The sequence below is a fragment of the Pseudoalteromonas sp. P1-11 genome (assembly GCF_001399995.1).
Lineage (GTDB): Bacteria > Pseudomonadota > Gammaproteobacteria > Enterobacterales > Alteromonadaceae > Pseudoalteromonas > Pseudoalteromonas atlantica.
Genome location: NZ_LJSP01000002.1, coordinates 278,478 through 296,281, shown reverse-complemented (window position 1 = coordinate 296,281; position 17,804 = coordinate 278,478). Strand labels below are relative to the sequence as shown.

Here is a 17,804-nt window from a genome sequence, read left to right as displayed (position 1 = left end):
TCAAGCTGTTTTACGAGTCTTGTTTTGGTGAGTCAACGCTCTCTTCTTGAGGTTGCTCATCAGCAGGTTCTGCTTCTATAGCTTGTTCAGCAACAGGTGCTGGGCTTGGCTCATCTGCAACAGGCTGCGTTTGATAAAACTTAGCGCCTGATTCAGCCATACTTACTAACGTGTCGCATGGGGCAAAATTTGCATTGCTATTAGCTAATGTAGACATTTCAGAGCTAACCTTGCTGGCACCCAATTTATCCATATAGCTAAACGGTCCACCTAAAAATGGTGGGAAGCCAATACCAAATATAGCGCCAATGTCGCCATCACGTGGGCTGGCAATAATGCCATCGTCTAAACAACGCACGGCTTCGTTAAGCATTTGTGATACACAACGCTTAGCAATTTCGCTTTTATTTAAACGCGGTGCAGGGGTTACACCTAATAGCTCGTACACTGACTCGTCAACTTTTTTGCTCTTTTTATCGTACTCATAAAAGCCACGACCCGTTTTGCGGCCTAGGCGTTTTGAATCAATCATACGAGAAAATGCATCAGGCGCTTTAAATCGCTCGCCTAATTCTTTTTCAAGAATTGGGGCTATTTTAGAGCCTATATCAATCCCTACTTCATCAAGTAAAGCAAGCGGCCCAACTGGGAAACCAAACTCTACAAGGGCAGCATCAATTTTTTCAATTGGCTCACCGGCAAGCATTAAATTAGCTGCTTCATTTACATAAGGCGCTAAAATACGGTTTACGTAAAAACCTGCCATGTCTTTTACCACAATGGGCGTTTTACCTTGCTTACGTGCAAAGTTAACTACGCGCGCTATAGTCTCTTGTGAAGTCCCTTCGTGCGGAATAATCTCCACGAGTGGCATTTTTTCAACTGGCGAGAAGTAATGCAGGCCTATCACGTTTTCAGGGCGCTGTGCCTGTGCTGCAATTTGTGAAATAGGCAGTGATGACGTGTTACTTGCAAAAATAGTATTGCTTTGGCATTGCTGCTCTATATCGGCAACCATACCTTGCTTTAAGGCTAAATCTTCAAAAACAGCTTCTACTACTAAATCAATGTGTTTAAAGCCACTGTAGTCGGTAGTACCGGTAATACGGTTCATTGTTAACTGCATATCAGCTTTAGACATAATGCGGCGTTTAAGGCGCTTATCTAAAATTTTGTAGGTGTAGTTCATAGCATTACTAATGCCCTGCTCTGCTACATCTTTAATACGTACAGGTACTTTGGCTTTTACTGCGCTTACATGCGCAATACCGGCACCCATTAGGCCGCCACCTAAAACAGCTGTTTTACTGATTGCTGGCGCATCGTCGTTGCGCCACTCTTTTTTCATTTCAGTGGTTGCAAAGAAAATACCGCGAAGCGCTTTAGATTCATCACTCATTACAAGTGTTGCAAAGCTTTCAGCTTCTGTTTTGTATGCTTTTAATTTATCAAGCTCTACACTTGCACGCACAGCCTTAATAATTGCAAGCGGCGCAGGGTAATGTCCGCCGGTTTTTTTAAGGACGTTTTCTTTGGCTTTTTTAAAGATAAAGTTACGGCCAAACGGGTTTGACTCTAATAATTTACTTACTTTATCAAGCTTTGGTTCTTTATCTGCTGGCTTTTTCTTAGCGGCAAATTCTTTAGCGACTTTTAGTAATACGCTTTGTGGTACTACATCATCTAATACGCCTGCTTTTTTAGCTTGCTTAGGGCGAATCTGCTTGCCTGTTAGCATCCATTCAAGTGCTTTTTGAATGCCTACAATTTTAGTTAAACGCTGCGTACCGCCGCCACCTGGTAATAAACCAAGTTGTACTTCTGGCAGGCCTACTTTAGTCATATCGCTATCTGTGCCTACGCGGTAATCACACGCTAAAGCAAACTCTAAACCACCACCAAGCGCAGCACCATGTATTGCACTTACTGTTGTATAAGGTAGTTTTGTCATATCAAAAAAGGCTTGATGACAAAGTTCACTAATTGCTAACGCATCTTCACGCTTTTGCACGCTATCAAGCATTTTTACATCAGCGCCCGCGATAAAGTTATCGCTTTTACCACTAATAAATACCATCCCCTTTACTGACTCTTGTTTCGCTTGTTCAAGTAAAGCTTTTAAGTCATCTGCGAATGAGTCGCGCAGGGTATTCATTTTCTCACCCGGCACATCAATGGTTACTACGGCAATTTTGTTTTCATCTACCGTTAAATTAAATACTGAATCTGTCATTACGCGCTCTCCAATACAAAGGCTGCACCTAAACCACCAGCAGCACACGCTGTTGTTAATGCTAAACCGCCACCACGACGTTTAAGCTCGTGTAAGCTTTGCGTAATTAAGCGAGCACCGGTTGCTGCAAATGGGTGACCATATGCCAGTGAGCCGCCGTTAACGTTAAACTTATCCATGTTAATTTCGCCAATTGCTTTGCTACGACCAAGTTGCTCTTGCGCAAACTTATCTGATGCAAACATTTTCATATTGGCGAGTGTTTGCGATGCAAAGGCTTCGTGCATTTCAATTAAATCTAAATCAGCAAGTGTAATACCTGCTCTATCAAGTGCGATAGGCGTTGAATGCGCTGGGCCCATTAGCATGTCTTTTTCTACACCAATTGCCGAAAACGCAAAGCTACGTACATAACCTAAAATTTCGTAGCCTAGTGCTTTTGCTTTGCTTTCGCTCATCATCAGTACGGCGGCTGCACCATCGGTTAATGGTGTTGCATTTGCAGCGGTAACCGAGCCATGTTGGCGGTCAAATACTGGTTTAAGCTTAGCGTAGCCTTCAACTGTAGAATTTTTACGAATGTTATTATCTTCTTCAATAAAGCTTTTATATGGCGGTAAATGTGCCGTCATTACTTCATCTTTTAACTTGCCGTCGGCCCATGCTTGGGTTGCAAGTGAATGCGAGCGATGCGCTAGTGCATCTTGATCTTCACGGCTTATATTATGTGTTTTAGCCATTTGCTCAGCAGTTTGCCCCATTGAAAGGCCTGTTGAGTACTCAGCAACCGCAGGCGGTACTGGTAATAAATCTTTTAAACGCAGTTTTGAGAATATTTGTAAACGCTGGCCTAAGGTACGTGCTTTGTTTAAATCAACTAAGCTACCTGCCAATTTTTTACTTACGCCAATAGGTAATACTGAAGATGAGTCGGCGCCACCGGCAATACCTACATTTACAGAGCCTGCCATAATAGATTCAGCTACATTAGCAATGGCCTGAAAGCTGGTAGCACACGCACGCGATACTGAATACGCGTCTACGCCTACTGGCATACCCGTACCTAAAACAATTTCACGTGCAATATTTGGCGCTTCTGGCATTTGTACTACTTGACCAAATACAAGTTGATCGATTTCTGACTTGTCGAAATTTAATCGTTCAAGCATTTCGTTAACCACCAACTTACCCATATCAAGGGCTGGTACATGGTGAAACGCTGTTGCTTGTTTTGCAAAAGGAGTACGTAAGCCGCTAACGATGGCAATACGGTCGCCTTTTGGTGTTTTTAGTATGTTTTGCTCAGACATTTATGCTCTCCCGCTGACAGGTCTGACCTGTTTGTTTTCCTCGATTCTAAACAACCCGTGTGCTAAAGCCAATAGATAAACACAAATTTATACAAAAGCACTAAAGGTAGATATATACATAGTGCTTAATATTGACTACCACAATAGGCTTTTTTACGCGTTTTTACAAAGTTTTGTGGTACGCTAAAAACCGTTAAAAAATAACGAACTATTTTTAAAAATACAGTCTAACTCTTGAGTTACTCACTTATAAACCTTATAACTAGGTCAGTATTAATCACCTAAAATAAATTAGGTACAAACCCAGCTGACGAGGAAGTCTATTTATTATGGCAGCTAACGCATTCAAACAATTAAAAACGTACTTAGATACACAAATTATTGGCCAGCCAGAGCTTACTCAAGCACTCCTTATTGCCATTTTAGCTGATGGCCATTTATTAGTAGAAGGCCCGCCAGGGCTTGCAAAAACCCGTGCTGTTAACGCCCTTGCTAAAGGTATTGAAGGCTCGTTCCAGCGCGTACAGTTTACGCCCGACTTATTACCTGCCGATGTAACCGGCACCGATATTTACCGCCAACAAACCAGTGAATTTGTGTTTGAGAAAGGCCCTTTATTTCATAACCTTATTTTAGCCGATGAAATAAACCGTGCCCCAGCAAAAGTACAATCAGCACTACTAGAAGCCATGGCAGAGCGCCAAGTAACGGTAGGCAAAAACACCTACCCGCTAAGCGATTTGTTTATGGTAATGGCTACCCAAAACCCGCTGGAGCAAGAAGGGACTTATCCGCTGCCAGAGGCACAATTAGACCGCTTTTTATTACATCTAAGCATTGATTACCCAGGTGCAGAGCACGAGCTAGACATACTCCGGTTAACCCGTGGTGAAGCACTTAATGAACACCAAGCGGTAATGCAACAAATTACCCAAAGCGACTTATTTGCCGCTCGCCAAGCTATTTTAGGTTTGTATTTAGCCGAGCCGCTTGAGCAATATTTAGTACAGCTTATTATTGCCACTCGAGAAGGGGCTAAATTTGATGAGCAACTTGGCCGTTGGATTGAGTTTGGCGCAAGCCCGCGTGCCACCATTGCACTTGATAAATGTGCCCGTGCCCACGCTTGGTTACATGGCCGCGATTTTGTAGCACCTGATGACATTCAAGCCGTTGTACATAATGTACTGCGCCATCGTATTATTTTAAGCTACGAAGCACAGGCTGATGGCATTACTAAAGATCAGGTTATAAGCCGCATTGTTGAACTTGTAGCCGTACCCTAAGTTATGCAAACACAATTAGACTCAAAGGCGTGGCTAAAAGAAAGCCACAGCCACGGTGTAAATTTAGCGCTAAAAGAACTGCTGTATTACAAAGCTAAAGCACAGTTATTAGAGCTGGCACCAAAAGTTAAAATTAAAAACAGTTTAACTGGGCAATACCTTGCGCCCCATAAAGGCCGAGGCATGGAGTTTGCCGAAGTGCGTCATTACCAGCAAGGTGATGACATTCGCTCTATTGACTGGCGAGTAACAGCGCGTACCGGCGAAACCCATACAAAGCTTTTTCAAGAAGAAAAAGAGCGCCCAGTTTTTGTATTTACTGATTTTTCAAACTCTATGCTATTTGGCTCAAAGCTGCTGCTTAAGTCGGTACAGGCTGCGCACATTAGCGCGCTAGTTGCGTGGTCGGCGTGTCAACGCGGAGATAGAATTGGCGGTATTGTGTTTAATGAACACTCGCATTTAGAACTAAAGCCCAGCGCCCGCGAAAAAGCGGTATTAAAGCTGTGTCATAATCTATGCGACAGCCACCAGCAAGCACTTAACAATATAGATAAACAAGCAACCAACAACTTTAGCGATAATTTAAAACGACTTAACCACCTAGCTAAACCTGGCAGCTTAGTGTATTTAGTCTCTGACTTTAATGCCTTAGATGATGCAAGCTTTAAACAATTAGAAATACTAAGCCGCCACTGTGAGCTGATAGGCTGTCATATAAGTGATCCGTTTGAACATACGCTCCCCGCGTTTAAAAACGCTGTCACTGTTAATGCCAACGGCCAAGATTTTGCGCTACCGCTTATGGATAAAAGCTTTAGAGAACGCTTTGCAAAAAACGCCGAGCAAGCATTTAGCACACGTCTAAATCGCTTAACTAAATCGGGTCTTAACTTAATATCATTCAATGCAGCGAGCCCGCTTGAGCTGCAATTAGTGAGAAAATAACCATGCAAACCAATCCACTCGATGGCCTGCACGATATAATAGCGCCAAGCCAAGTTAGTTGGTGGCCACTCGCCCCTGCTTGGTGGGTTATTATTACCCTGTTGTTTATAGCAATCTGTGCAGCTGCTTTTTGGTTTTACAAAAATTATAAATTTAAAAAGCCTAAGCGCTACGCAATCGATTTAAGCCACAACGAGCAAAGCGCGCAAACACTTCATATTATTTTAAAGCGCTTAGTAATAGAGTATTACGATAAACGCCTAGCAACGCAATCAACTGCTAACTGGTGTAACACACTTAATACCTTAACCGGTTTAAGCTTTACCGAGCATGAGCTTTTAAGCCTGTATAATGCGCAGCAAACCAATGACGCGCTTAACGAAAAATTACGCCAAGGCATAAAGCAATTTAAACTAAAGGAGCCAGTACATGTTTGAATTTAGCTGGCCATGGTTGTTTTTATTACTACCGCTGCCCTTATTACTTTTATTATTAAAACCTGCTGCCAGTAACGCACATACCCGGTTACGTATTCCAAGCTTTGCCAAACATAACTTAGCCAGCCAAAGCCTTGAAAAAAGCGCACGTAAACTAACTATTTTTGAATGGCTACTTTGGCTATTACTGGTCACTGCTGCAGCCAACCCGACATGGTTAGACGACCCCATTTCATTACCTAATGAAGGGCGCGATATAATGCTTGCGGTCGATTTATCTGGCTCAATGACCGAACAAGACATGGCTTACAACGGCCAATATGTTGATCGCCTCACTATGGTAAAAGCGGTATTGAGTGACTTTATAGAACAGCGCCAAGGCGACAGGTTAGGCCTAATATTATTTGGTGACACCGCATTTTTACAAACGCCACTGACTCGCGATGTTAAAACCGTAAGTAAAATGCTCAGTGAGTCTCAAATAGGCTTAGTTGGACGTGCCACTGCTATTGGCGATGCGCTAGGTTTATCAGTAAAGCGTTTTGCCAACAAAGATAAAAGTAACCGTATTGTGGTGCTATTAACCGATGGTCAAAACACCGCTGGTAATTTAAAACCTGAAGATGCCCTACTCCTTGCCCGCGAAGAAGGCATAAAAGTATATACCATAGGTGTTGGCTCAGATAACCCCCGAGGATTTAGCCTATTTAATATGGGCGGTATGAGTGGGGGCAGCTTAGATGAAAGCTTGTTAAAAGACATTGCCGAACAAACCGGTGGGTTATATTTTAGAGCCAAAGATGTTGCTGGCCTTCAGCAAATTTACGCAGAGCTGGATAAGTTAGAGCCAATTAGCGCAGATGAGCAAACATTTCGCCCGCAAAGCTCATTGTTTTACTACCCACTACTTATTGCTATTTTACTCATTAGTTTAAAAGTAATGTTAAGCACCTTACGTGCATTAAAGGAGCCTAACTAATGGACTTTACATTTATTCGTCCCGCTGTTTTGTGGCTTTTAATACCTGCACTTGCGTTGTTTTTTATAGCCTTTATTAAGCATAAAAAACAAAGCGCAGATAACCTAATTGCCCCTCATTTGGCGCCGTTTATTATGAACGAGTCAAACACTAAAGCCAGCCAGCCACTTTGGCTGGTCGCTGTATTTTGCTGTTTAGCTATTATTTTTAGTGCAGGCCCTAGTTTTGAAGAAAAACAGGTCCCTGTATTTCAAAGTAAAAGTGCTCGTGTGATTGTAATGGATATGTCGTACTCAATGTACAGTACCGATATAGCACCAAATCGTTTAATGCAATCACGCTTTAAAGCACTCGATATGATTGAGCTATTTAAAGAAGGCGACACCGCTTTAGTTGCCTATGCCGGTAGTGCATTTACTATTTCGCCACTTACAAACGATGCCACTACGCTTACTAATTTAATTCCGAGTTTAAGCCCAGACATTATGCCCGACAAAGGCTCTAATGTTTTAGCTGGCCTTGATATGGCAAACGAGCTTTTAACGCAAGCAGGCTATATTGATGGCGATATAATATTAGTCACCGATGGCATAGACCAAGAAGAGCAAAGCGATATTACTAGCTTTACCAGTAATTCTTCTTATCGGCTAAATATTTATGGCGTAGGCACAGAGCAAGGCGCTCCTATTAAATTACCTGAAGGCGGTTTTTTAAAAGACAGCTACGGTCAAATAGTCATCCCCACCATTAACATAAGCCGCTTAAAAAGCCTAGCGACCCGCAGTGGTGGAAAGTTTGCCCTTTACCAACCAAGCAGCAGTGACATAGCCACTTTTGCACCAAGTGCCAACAGTGAGTTATTAAAAGATGAAAAACAAAGCCATGCCCTGTGGCGCATAGACGCAGGTATATATGGGTTACTTATTTTACTGCCCTTAGGCCTTTATTTATTTAGAAGTGCAGCATTTATAGGTGCCTTTTTAGTACTCAGCGTTTTGCCAACCCAACAGGCAAGTGCATTAGAGCTCCCCTCTTTTTTAAAAAACACTGATCAGCAAGCGCTTGATGCTTATAAAAATAAAGATTTTGAACGGGCCGTCAATGCCGACTCAAGCAGCTTAAAAGGGTCTGCATTGTACCAACAAGGTAATTTTGATGCCGCACTAGAAGCCTTTAGTAAAGATAAATCAGCCACTGGTTTTTATAACTATGCCAACGCGCTTGCCAAATCAGGACAGCTAGAACAAGCCATAGATGCTTACAAACAAGCACAAACGCTACAACCTAACTTTAGCGAAGCCGCTGATAACCAAGCTTTGGTTGAGCAGTTGCTCGAGCAACAACAGCAGCAACAGCAAGAGGGTGATTCGCAAGATAACCAGCAACAATCTGATCAAAGTGAGCAACAAAACAATCAGCAATCAGATCAAAACCAACAAGGTGAAAATAGCGATTCTCAATCAGAGCAAAATCAAGGCGAGCAATCACAAGAGCAGCAAGGTGAGCCAGGTGATGAGTCTGACACTGAGCAAGACCAACAAAGTGCTGAGTCGGGTTCACAATCAGATAAACAAAATGAGCCAGAACTACAAACTCAGCCACAAGCTAATCAAGAGCAAAAACAGCCTGAGCAAACAAACGAAGAACAGGCTGAAAATACTCAGCCGCAAACAGCGCAGCAGCAAACGTTAACCGATGAGCAAAAGCAAAATGCTCAACAACAAGCCGCGCAAGCACAAACCCGTGAGCTCACCAACGAAGAGAAAGAAAAAGCCCAGCAGCTTAACCAGTTATTAAGAAAAGTACCGGACGATCCGGCAATTTTATTACGGAATAAAATGCAATTAGAAGCCCAAAAAAGACAATATCAACGTCGCCCTACAGGAGTAGAAAAATCATGGTAATGCGATTATTTTGCTGTTTATTGCTATTAAGTGCGATGCCATCATGGGCCGCCACCAAATTAGAGGCAAGTGTAGATAAAAACCCAGTCCTTGCTGGCGAATTTTTTATGCTTAACATTTCAGTTGACGACACAATAAAAAGCGAGCAACCCGACACCTCGGTGTTACTTAAAGACTTTGTAGTTGGGCCAACAAGTTTAAGCACGCGTACCAACATTATAAATGGCAGCATTAATAAGCAAACAACCTGGTCTGTTAAGTTAATGACCCGTAATGAAGGTGAATACACCATTCCGGCATTTAACGTGGCCGGTTTAAGCTCTCAGCCAATAAAATTAAAAGTGGCAAAACGCGCTGCCGATGCTGATAAAAATAACGATATTTTTTTAAAAACATCGCTCTCAAGTGACTCGTTGTTTGTTCAAGAAGCTGGCGTATATACGATTAAACTCTACCTAGCAAAAGAGCTGCTTGATGGCAGCCTAAGTACGCCCAGTATGCAAGATGCACAGCTTACTCAATTAGGTAAACAAACCGAAAGCTATGAGCTTGTAGATGGTAAACGTTATTTAGTGATCACCCGAGAATACTTACTACAACCGCAAAAAAGTGGTGTATACACCATTGTTGGCCCTACGTTTCAAGGCCGTGTACAGCAAAATTACCGCCAATTAGAGGTGTCGGCTTTAGGGGATGATCAGCAACTTGAGATAAAACCTATCCCGGCAAACTATAAAGGCGCATGGCTACCCAGTGAGTTAGTTAATATTGATGAGCAGTGGCAGCCTGATGAAAATACAGTAGAAGTTGGCACGCCTATTACACGCACTATTACCTTAACCGCATTAGGGGTTACTAAAGAGCAACTGCCCGAAATTGATATGAAAAGCATTGCGGGAATTCGCAGTTACCCCGATGATGTAGAAACAAACAATGCCGTAAGAAACGGACGGGTTGTATCTCAGCAAACAGCGTCATTTGCGTTATTACCACAAAAAGCAGGCACTTATACCCTCCCAGAAATAACACTGCCTTGGTATAACACCAAAATGAACCGCATTAGCTACGCTACATTGCCTGAGCGCACTATAACGGTAACACCAAGCGCCAATGCTATACACCCAGGTGCTATTGCAAACGACAACCTTAATACAGGTGAGCCAACTTTGCCTGCTAATAAAGTAAGTAATACACAGCAGCCCAATACAGCAATAGCCGCGCCGCAAAGTGTTATTCCGCTTTGGTTAATTATTGTTGCCGTGCTTGGGTATATTTTTTGGATAATCACTGCAATTTTTTATTGGTTAAGCCGTTCTACTAATAATGAGCTAAAAAATAACAGTGTATCTGTAAATAAAGCCCAGCCACTTTCATTAAACGCGCTTAAAAATACAGCTAAATCAAATAATCTCAATGCATTTTATAGCGAACTAAATGCGGTAGCGATTAAGCTAACGGGCAAAAAAGTGACTGCGATAGATACGTTAATACACAACATCAATAATGATGAACTGGCGACTCAGGTTAACCGTTTACAGTCAGCTCTTTATGCAAATAGCAGTGCGGATGTCGATCTTAATGCTATTATTAACATAATTGAGCAGCACCAAGTTCAACGTACAAAGTCGCAACAAGCTGTATTAAAAGACCTTTATTAACTAGTTTGATAAATTTAGGTCTTTTCATGCATTAAATAATAAATTTTAATTAAAAAAGTACTTATGCTTGGAAAGAAAAAATCAAATAATCAGGTCTTAGTTGATATGGCAGAGAAACAAAAGCGCTATGAAGCCTTGGTCCATGTATATAATAAGGAGCTTTATCGCTTTGCTTATTGGTTATGCCGTGACCCACATATTGCAGATGACCTAGTACAAGAAACGTTTTTACGTGCTTGGCGCTCGCTTGACTCATTATTGGATCAAAAAGCCGCCAAGCCGTGGCTGCTGACTATTTTGCGCAGAGAAAATGCACGTCGCTTTGAGCGCAAGCAGTTTGACTACAGCGATGTAGAAAACGATACACTTGTCGATGAAACCAGCCATTCGTTAGATGATGAAATGGAGCAAACGGTTATCCAACGCCAAATTGCGCTGCTATCTGATGAATACAGAGAACCCTTACTTCTGCAAGTTGTTATGGGGTGCTCTGGTGAAGAAATAGCAGAGATTCTCGATTTAAATAAAAACACGGTTATGACTCGTTTGTACCGTGCCAGAAACCAACTTAAAGAGGCTTTAAGCCGTGATGATGAACAACTTAAAGGGGCATCAAAATAATGGATGAACTTGAGTTTCGTCGACGCACTATTGCGCAGCCAAACGATTTAGATAAGGAGCTTTTAGAGTTTGCTAAAGAGAGCTCTGAGCGACAAAACTTTATAAGCGATATGAAAGACTTTGATAAACAAATTCAAGATGCGTTAGATGTGCCTGTGCCTGACAATCTTGCTGAGCGTATTCTTTTAAACACCTCGTTAAAAGAAAAAGCAATGCAAGAAGAGCAAGCAACTGGGGATAACGTTGTAGATGCACGCTCACGTTTTAAGTTTGACCGTGTTCACTTAGCCCTAGCCGCGTCTTTTTTTGTAGCTATTGGCGCATTCTTTTTTAGCACAGAGCAACACATTGCCCATGAAGCAGGCGAACATGCTTTAACCCATGTTTACCATGAAATTACCGCCCTTGAAAAAACCAATGCTATTAGCCTACAAAGCGTTAACGATAAGCTTGCACTGCTAGGCGCTCATATAGAAGAGCTGCCAGGTAAAATTACTTATGCGATGTTTTGCGACTTTAAAGGCGAAAAAGGTCTGCACTTAATTTTTGAGTCGGACTTTGGCCCCATGACGGTCTTTATTGTTCCTTCTGAGAATAAGTCGTTTGGGTTTGGCGAAGATGATTTTCATGATGCGCGCTTTGCAGGTCATATTAATCGAGGCGACAAAGCCGATACTATTTTAGTGGCTAATACCGGCGCGCCAATTAACGTTTACAACGAACGGGTTACCAATGCTATTCGCTGGCTGTAACTAGCGCTTAACGACTAAAAACCGCTGAGTAACACTGAGCGGTTTTTTTGTGCCTATTCTGCGCTCATTTTTCATCCAAAACAATTGATTTTAAATGTAATTATTAATTTTTACTGAAAAGTTAATTATACTCACCGCTCAGTTTAACTTAGGGAATTACATGAAGAACATCATCGTTATATTTTCATTACTTGCACTACTGTGTACAGCAAGTTTTGATGCACACGCACGCAAAAAGTTTGGTAGTAGTAAACGCGGTACAACCCCAGCAACACAACAAACCACACAAAAGCAAAAAGCCGATACCACAGCACCTGCAGCCAAGACAAAAAGCAGTAAAAAAGGCATTATGGCCGGCGTATTAGGCGGATTGTTAGCCGGCGGTTTAATTGCCGCTATGCTAGGAGATAATTTTGAGGGCATGCAGCTATTAGAAATTATTTTATTAGCAGGCGTTGCCTTTATTTTGTTTAAACTTATTACGGGGTTTATGCGCGCTCGCCACTCCCCGCAATTAGCCGGTATTCACGCTACGGGGCACACTGCTTTTAAGCAAGCAGCCACAGAGCAACCTACCAGCAGTGGTTTTACCCAGCAAAGCGCACACACTGAGCAAGTACCTTTCAATTTACCCCCTAATTTTGACGTAAATGGCTTTTTACAAGGCGCACGTAGCCACTATCACACTATGCAAACTGCGTGGAATAATGCCGATTACGCCACGATGGCTGAGTATTTAAGCCCATCGTTAGCTCAAGAGTTTAAAACTGAGCGCGAAGCGATTGAACGGGTAGCGACTGAGGTGATGTTTATTGATGCCGAGCTTGTACGCGCTGAAACAACAGCAAATTCGTGGCAAGTAAGTGTGCAATTTAAAGGCAAATACCGCGACTTAGACGATAAAAAAGAAGAGCCTATTTTAGAGATTTGGCACCTTGAGCGTGCTACCACCTCAGATGCACCGTGGCTGATTGTAGGCGTAGAAGACTTAATCGATAGCGAATAGTGCTGTAATTATAGTTATACCAATTCGCTTAATTAAGTGATCTACTTTGAGAGTAGATAAACGTGTTGATAGCTCTGCAAAAAAATCGCTATTTAGGTGTTCTAAATGAGAGCTTTTTAACGCAGGTAGCGACACGTTTAGCCCCGCAAAATAATTAAGTATTATTGCGGATTGGTATTAGCTAATTGGTATAAATAACAGCTAAAAAAACCGCCCAGCCTAAAGTTTAGGCTGGGCGGTTTTTTATTACTGCTAAGTAAAAGCGTTATTTACAAACGTCAGCAACGGCGTTTGCGAAATACTCAATGTTAGTATCACTAATACCCGCTACATTTACGCGGCTAGAACCAACAATGTAAATACCGTATTCTTTTTGTAGGCGCGCAATTTGCTCTTTATTAATGCCTAAGAAAGAAAACATACCGTGTTGACGTTCAATAAACGAAAAGTCTTGCTCTATCTCTTTTGCTGCTAAGCTTTCTTTAATTAAGCTACGTAAACCATTAATACGATTACGCATTTCATCAAGCTCACTGTGCCACATTTGTGTAAGCTCTGTGCTGCTTAAAATAGTGTTTACAATGTCAGCACCGTGCGCTGGAGGCATTGAGTAAATACTGCGAACAACGCTTAATAGCACTGAATTTGAAATATCTGCGGTTGCAGTGTCTTTTGCAATAATTGAACACGCACCAATACGCTCACGGTATAAACCAAAGTTTTTAGAACATGATGAACAAATAATTAGCTCTTCTACTGCATCAGCTAAAATGCGCAGTCCACGTGCATCTTCTTCAAGTGATGAGCCAAAGCCTTGGTAAGCAATATCAATAAGTGGTGTAAAGCCAACTTCTTTTGCAAGCTGAGCAACTGTGTTCCACTGTGTCTCGTTTAAGTCCATACCACTTGGGTTATGACAACAAGCATGAAGTAGCACAATATCCCCTTTTGGTACTTGCTTAAGGGTGTTTATCATGTCGTCGAACAATAAATCTTTGTTTTCGTAATCGTAGTACGGGTATTCTTTAACGTTTAAGCCCGCAGCTTCAAACAAGCTAATGTGGTTTGCCCATGTTGGCGTAGTTACCCACACTGTTGCGTCTTTATTGCAACGCTTAACAAATTCAGCGGCAACGCGAAGTGCACCTGTACCACCTGGTGCTTGTGCAGTACGTACGCGGTTTGCTAAAAGTGCTTGATGCTCACCTAGTAATAGGTTTTCCATTTTTTGACAGTAGTCTAAGTTACCCGCTAAACCAATGTAAGATTTGCTTGTTTCGTTTTCTAAACGAAATGCTTCAGCTTTTTTTACCGCTTTTAATACCGGTGTGTTGCCTTGCTCATCTTTATAGACACCTACACCTAAATCAATCTTGTTAGGGTTTGTATCTTGTTTATAGGCTGCCATAAGGCCAAGAATAGGATCTGTTGGTAATGGTTTTAATTCTGAGAACATTAGCTATCTCTTATCATTAATTAGGGGTTGGCTGTTGTAGTAAGCTTAACATAAAAGCTTACCTTCTTGGCTAGTGATATTTACACTAGAAAGTGAGGAATTTTAATGCAGCACGCAACTAATACAGCCAGTGTACGGCTATCAAAAAAGTCGTTACTAAATGCCTCTGCATCTATAATACCGACGCATTCATGTTGCTCATTAAATAAGGGTAAACAGGTTTCAGCTTTCACTTTAGGGTCGCACGTATAGTACTCGCCACCTTGTGCTAAATAGTTTTCTACGTTGTTAATTACACGCCCGCGCTTAGACAATGCAACTTGTACATTATTGCTGCCTGCTGCAAATGCTTCAGTAAGAGGAAACAGTGGACGGCTTGGCGCACCTTGATACGCCAGCTTTAATAATTGCGGACCTTGCTCAGTGTCAACCGCTTGATAAATACCATACCAATCGACCTGTGTTTGCTGCTCTATGTAATTAACTATATTTTGTAGGTTTGCTAGTTTTTGCTCGTTTTGAGAAGTCGCGCTCACGTGATCAGTAAGTTTAAATGGCTCATCTTGTAAATAACCAAACAAACTACACGCACCGCCTTCACCGAGTTCAGGAATTTGATATTCCCAACGTACAGACGGCAGCGCGCTTGCAGCAATATACTGTTCTAGCTGCTCTAGCTCTTTGGCAATTAATTGTGGGTCTATATTTAATTGCGCAATATCAAGGTAAGAAGAAATCATTTGGCCATCCATACATCTAAAATTTTCTAGATAATAACATGGAAATTTTTTCTGAGCTATAGCAACTTGTAACACATTTCGACTTGGTTACCACTTGCGTTATACGTGACTTTTTCTGCCACTTCTTCGAGTAACGATAAGCCACGGCCAAACTCTGCGTTGAGTTCGGTACGTGTAGAGGAGTCACTTGAGAACCCCCTACCCGAGTCACAAATAATAAAGTACAAGCACAAGGTATCTGGGCAATAACGCATATCAATAATAATCATCGCCTCTTTCATTTTACTCAGTGCTTGCTCTCTTAATTCATAGTATTTAAAAAAGCCATCGTCTTGTTTTTTTATGTCTGAATCAAGGCCTAACACACCATGATCAAGTGCATTGTTATACGCCTCAGAAAGCAATAAAAATATATTTGAGCGATGCGACCTAAGCCCCTCAACACTGCTTAATACATTAACAACATCATACACAGGGTCTGTGCATTTAATTTGCTGCGCGTTCAAGCTAAGTGAAAAGTTAAATGCCAAATTAGAATACGCCTCTTTGGCCTCAGGCTCTGGGGTTAGCGGCAAACAATTAAGCAGCACTAAGCTTAAGTCGTCTAATTGCTCACTGCCATTGGCAAAGGTATTTACATTATCTATAACACGCTGACTGCTGATCATCGGCTTGCTTTTAAGTGCTGCTAAAAAGCGCTGCTCACCATAAAAAATATCGGCGTCGTTGTTAGTTTCTATTATGCCATCGGTTGAAAGCACCAAGCGGGTGTTTTTATCAACTTCTAAATTAATTAGCTCATATTCAAATTCATCGCTGTCTAAAATCCCCAGTGCCATGTGTTGCGACTCAAGCGTTTGCTTTACTTCACCATCAGTATTTATTAAGTACGCATCTGGTAAGCCACCAAGCCAGGCTGAAATACTTTTGCCCGAGGCACTGAGCTCAATAATAGTCGCCGCGCAAAACATGTGCTCTGGCAGTAAGTTATGCAGTAATATATTGATCTCAGAGGCGATATCGTTAACAGCCATGCCTTTTTGCACCATAGTGTAAAACACCCGTGAGGCAGGTAATGCTCCAATCGCGGCCGCTAACCCATGCCCGGTAAAATCACCCAACATGCAATATAGATTGCCTATTGGGCTTTGCGCGACTAAAAACATGTCACCGTTAAACATAGAAGCAGGAGAAAGGCTAAAGTCTAAATGGTCTTTAAACTTATCTTGGTTTTCGAGCGAGTTATTAAAAATGTGCTCAATTATTTCGTGCTCGCGCTCTATTTGATTGCGATGATACTCAAGTAAGGAGTTTTGTTGATGGGCTTTTTTACTTAATTCGCGCGTACGACTGTGCGCTTTAATTTTTGCGTTTAAAATTACTTTTTCAAACGGCTTTTGAATAAAGTCATCCCCGCCTACTTCTAAACAACGCTCAAAGCTGCTTTGATCTTCAAGCGAAGTAATAAAAATAATGGGAAGATAAACGTCGTTGTATCGCTGCTTTATCAGCTTTGCAGCTTCAAAGCCATCCATTACCGGCATAAGTACATCGAGTAGAACAATATCAATCGCTTCTTTTTCTAACACCTCAAGTGCTTCTAGGCCGTTAAACGCAATTGATATTTTATAGTTTTCTTCGAGCAGCATTTTTTCGAGCAGGATGCGATTAAGCGCCTGATCGTCAACAATAAGTACGTGGGTCATTAGTTAATATCAAACTTCTTATCAAAACGTGATATTTGCAGTATTTTTTTAAGCTGAGGCTGACAATTACTGATCTCTATTGTTTGTACCTGGCTTTCAATGGTTTTTTTCATGTTAAGCAACATACCAAGAGCAGAGCTATCCATGTAGTCGGTCTCTCTTAAATCGATAATCACTTTATTTGTTTTAGGCTCAATTTGGGCATAGGCTTGGCGAAATGATTGCACTAAATTAAAGTCAAATTTGCCTTTAATTTGTATCGTTAAAGTACTTTCATCAACCGATAAACTCTTTGTTAAACTCATTATAAACTCCAATAATATTTCCTTTGACCTAAATATAACCTGTTAAAAGTATTTAGCAAAAATAAAAACACTCGCCAGCAAATTTGTTATTATTTCATACATCAATAAAAACGTTTATTTAGGTAAATTATGAGTGATAACCGCTTAGTATATTCAACCGATATGGGCCGAATTAGCCAGCCAAAGGTTGAGCAAGAACCCACTGCAAAACTATTTAAAGATGGCTTTATCCGCATAGAGCGCCAAACTAAGGGCCGAAAAGGTAAAGGGGTGATGTTGGTTGTGGGTATAGATCCAAAAGCGCACGATCTAAAAAAGCTAGCTAAAACCATAAAAAGTAAAATGGGCCAAGGTGGCGCGGTAAAAGAAGGCATTATTGAAGTTCAAGGCGATGATCGCGAAAAATTAAAAGGGATTTTAGAAACCCTTAAATTTAAAGTAAAAATTGCGGGTGGCTAAACCC

Annotated in this window: 16 protein-coding genes; 10 read left to right on the top strand and 6 right to left on the bottom strand. The window is 41.5% G+C overall.

Annotated features, from left to right (window positions below):
* Positions 1-10: 10 nt before the first annotated feature.
* Positions 11-2,233: a fatty acid oxidation complex subunit alpha FadJ gene (fadJ, locus tag AN390_RS04020; RefSeq protein WP_055253032.1), complete on the bottom strand. Its 2,223-nt coding sequence runs from the start codon at positions 2,231-2,233 to the stop codon at positions 11-13.
* Positions 2,233-3,543: an acetyl-CoA C-acyltransferase FadI gene (gene fadI / locus AN390_RS04015; protein WP_024031879.1), complete on the bottom strand. Its 1,311-nt coding sequence runs from the start codon at positions 3,541-3,543 to the stop codon at positions 2,233-2,235. Before fadI ends, fadJ begins: the two co-directional genes overlap by 1 nt.
* 329 nt (positions 3,544-3,872) lie before the next feature.
* Here fadI and AN390_RS04010 point away from each other — a divergent pair, with 329 nt between their 5' ends.
* The 9 genes from AN390_RS04010 to AN390_RS03970 all read left to right on the top strand — a co-directional run bounded on the left by AN390_RS04010 (position 3,873) and on the right by AN390_RS03970 (position 13,134).
* Positions 3,873-4,829, top strand: a complete 957-nt coding sequence (locus AN390_RS04010; RefSeq protein WP_029773481.1) for a MoxR family ATPase — start codon at positions 3,873-3,875, stop codon at positions 4,827-4,829.
* A gap of 3 nt (positions 4,830-4,832) precedes the next feature.
* Positions 4,833-5,777 carry a DUF58 domain-containing protein gene (locus AN390_RS04005; protein ID WP_055253031.1) on the top strand — a complete coding sequence of 315 codons (945 nt, stop codon included), beginning with the start codon at positions 4,833-4,835 and terminating at the stop codon, positions 5,775-5,777.
* A 2-nt stretch (positions 5,778-5,779) separates the two neighbouring features.
* A complete protein-coding gene (locus tag AN390_RS04000; protein ID WP_055253030.1) occupies positions 5,780-6,214 on the top strand; it encodes a DUF4381 domain-containing protein in 435 nt (144 codons plus the stop codon).
* Positions 6,207-7,193: a VWA domain-containing protein gene (locus AN390_RS03995; protein WP_024031872.1), complete on the top strand. Its 987-nt coding sequence runs from the start codon at positions 6,207-6,209 to the stop codon at positions 7,191-7,193. The genes AN390_RS04000 and AN390_RS03995 overlap by 8 nt, the downstream gene beginning before the upstream one ends.
* The gene (locus AN390_RS03990; RefSeq protein WP_055253029.1) at positions 7,193-9,097 is read left to right on the top strand and encodes a VWA domain-containing protein; all 1,905 of its coding nucleotides are present in this window, start codon (positions 7,193-7,195) and stop codon (positions 9,095-9,097) included. Before AN390_RS03995 ends, AN390_RS03990 begins: the two co-directional genes overlap by 1 nt.
* The gene (locus tag AN390_RS03985) at positions 9,091-10,755 is read left to right on the top strand and encodes a BatD family protein (protein ID WP_055253028.1); all 1,665 of its coding nucleotides are present in this window, start codon (positions 9,091-9,093) and stop codon (positions 10,753-10,755) included. The genes AN390_RS03990 and AN390_RS03985 overlap by 7 nt, the downstream gene beginning before the upstream one ends.
* Before the next feature lie 63 nt (positions 10,756-10,818).
* Complete coding sequence (locus tag AN390_RS03980; RefSeq protein ID WP_039972214.1) at positions 10,819-11,376, top strand: sigma-70 family RNA polymerase sigma factor; 558 nt, start codon at positions 10,819-10,821, stop codon at positions 11,374-11,376.
* Positions 11,376-12,128 carry a DUF3379 family protein gene (locus AN390_RS03975; protein ID WP_024031868.1) on the top strand — a complete coding sequence of 251 codons (753 nt, stop codon included), beginning with the start codon at positions 11,376-11,378 and terminating at the stop codon, positions 12,126-12,128. The genes AN390_RS03980 and AN390_RS03975 overlap by 1 nt, the downstream gene beginning before the upstream one ends.
* Before the next feature lie 160 nt (positions 12,129-12,288).
* Entirely contained in the window at positions 12,289-13,134 is an 846-nt protein-coding gene (locus AN390_RS03970; RefSeq protein ID WP_055253027.1) for a Tim44 domain-containing protein, read from the top strand.
* A 265-nt stretch (positions 13,135-13,399) separates the two neighbouring features.
* Here AN390_RS03970 and AN390_RS03965 read toward each other — a convergent pair whose 3' ends face one another.
* The 4 genes from AN390_RS03965 to AN390_RS03950 all read right to left on the bottom strand — a co-directional run bounded on the left by AN390_RS03965 (position 13,400) and on the right by AN390_RS03950 (position 17,341).
* On the bottom strand, positions 13,400-14,590 hold the full coding sequence (locus tag AN390_RS03965) for an amino acid aminotransferase (RefSeq protein WP_004587316.1): 1,191 nt from the start codon (positions 14,588-14,590) through the stop codon (positions 13,400-13,402).
* An 80-nt stretch (positions 14,591-14,670) separates the two neighbouring features.
* A complete protein-coding gene (locus AN390_RS03960; RefSeq protein ID WP_055253026.1) occupies positions 14,671-15,330 on the bottom strand; it encodes a GAF domain-containing protein in 660 nt (219 codons plus the stop codon).
* A gap of 56 nt (positions 15,331-15,386) precedes the next feature.
* Positions 15,387-17,036, bottom strand: coding sequence for a fused response regulator/phosphatase (locus AN390_RS03955; RefSeq protein WP_055253025.1), 1,650 nt, complete (start codon positions 17,034-17,036; stop codon positions 15,387-15,389).
* Positions 17,036-17,341 carry an STAS domain-containing protein gene (locus tag AN390_RS03950; protein WP_004587319.1) on the bottom strand — a complete coding sequence of 102 codons (306 nt, stop codon included), beginning with the start codon at positions 17,339-17,341 and terminating at the stop codon, positions 17,036-17,038. The genes AN390_RS03955 and AN390_RS03950 overlap by 1 nt, the downstream gene beginning before the upstream one ends.
* Positions 17,342-17,470: 129 nt before the next feature.
* On the opposite strand from AN390_RS03950, the gene AN390_RS03945 reads away from it, so the two are divergent.
* Positions 17,471-17,800, top strand: a complete 330-nt coding sequence (locus tag AN390_RS03945; RefSeq protein WP_024031864.1) for a translation initiation factor — start codon at positions 17,471-17,473, stop codon at positions 17,798-17,800.
* Positions 17,801-17,804: the final 4 nt, after the last annotated feature.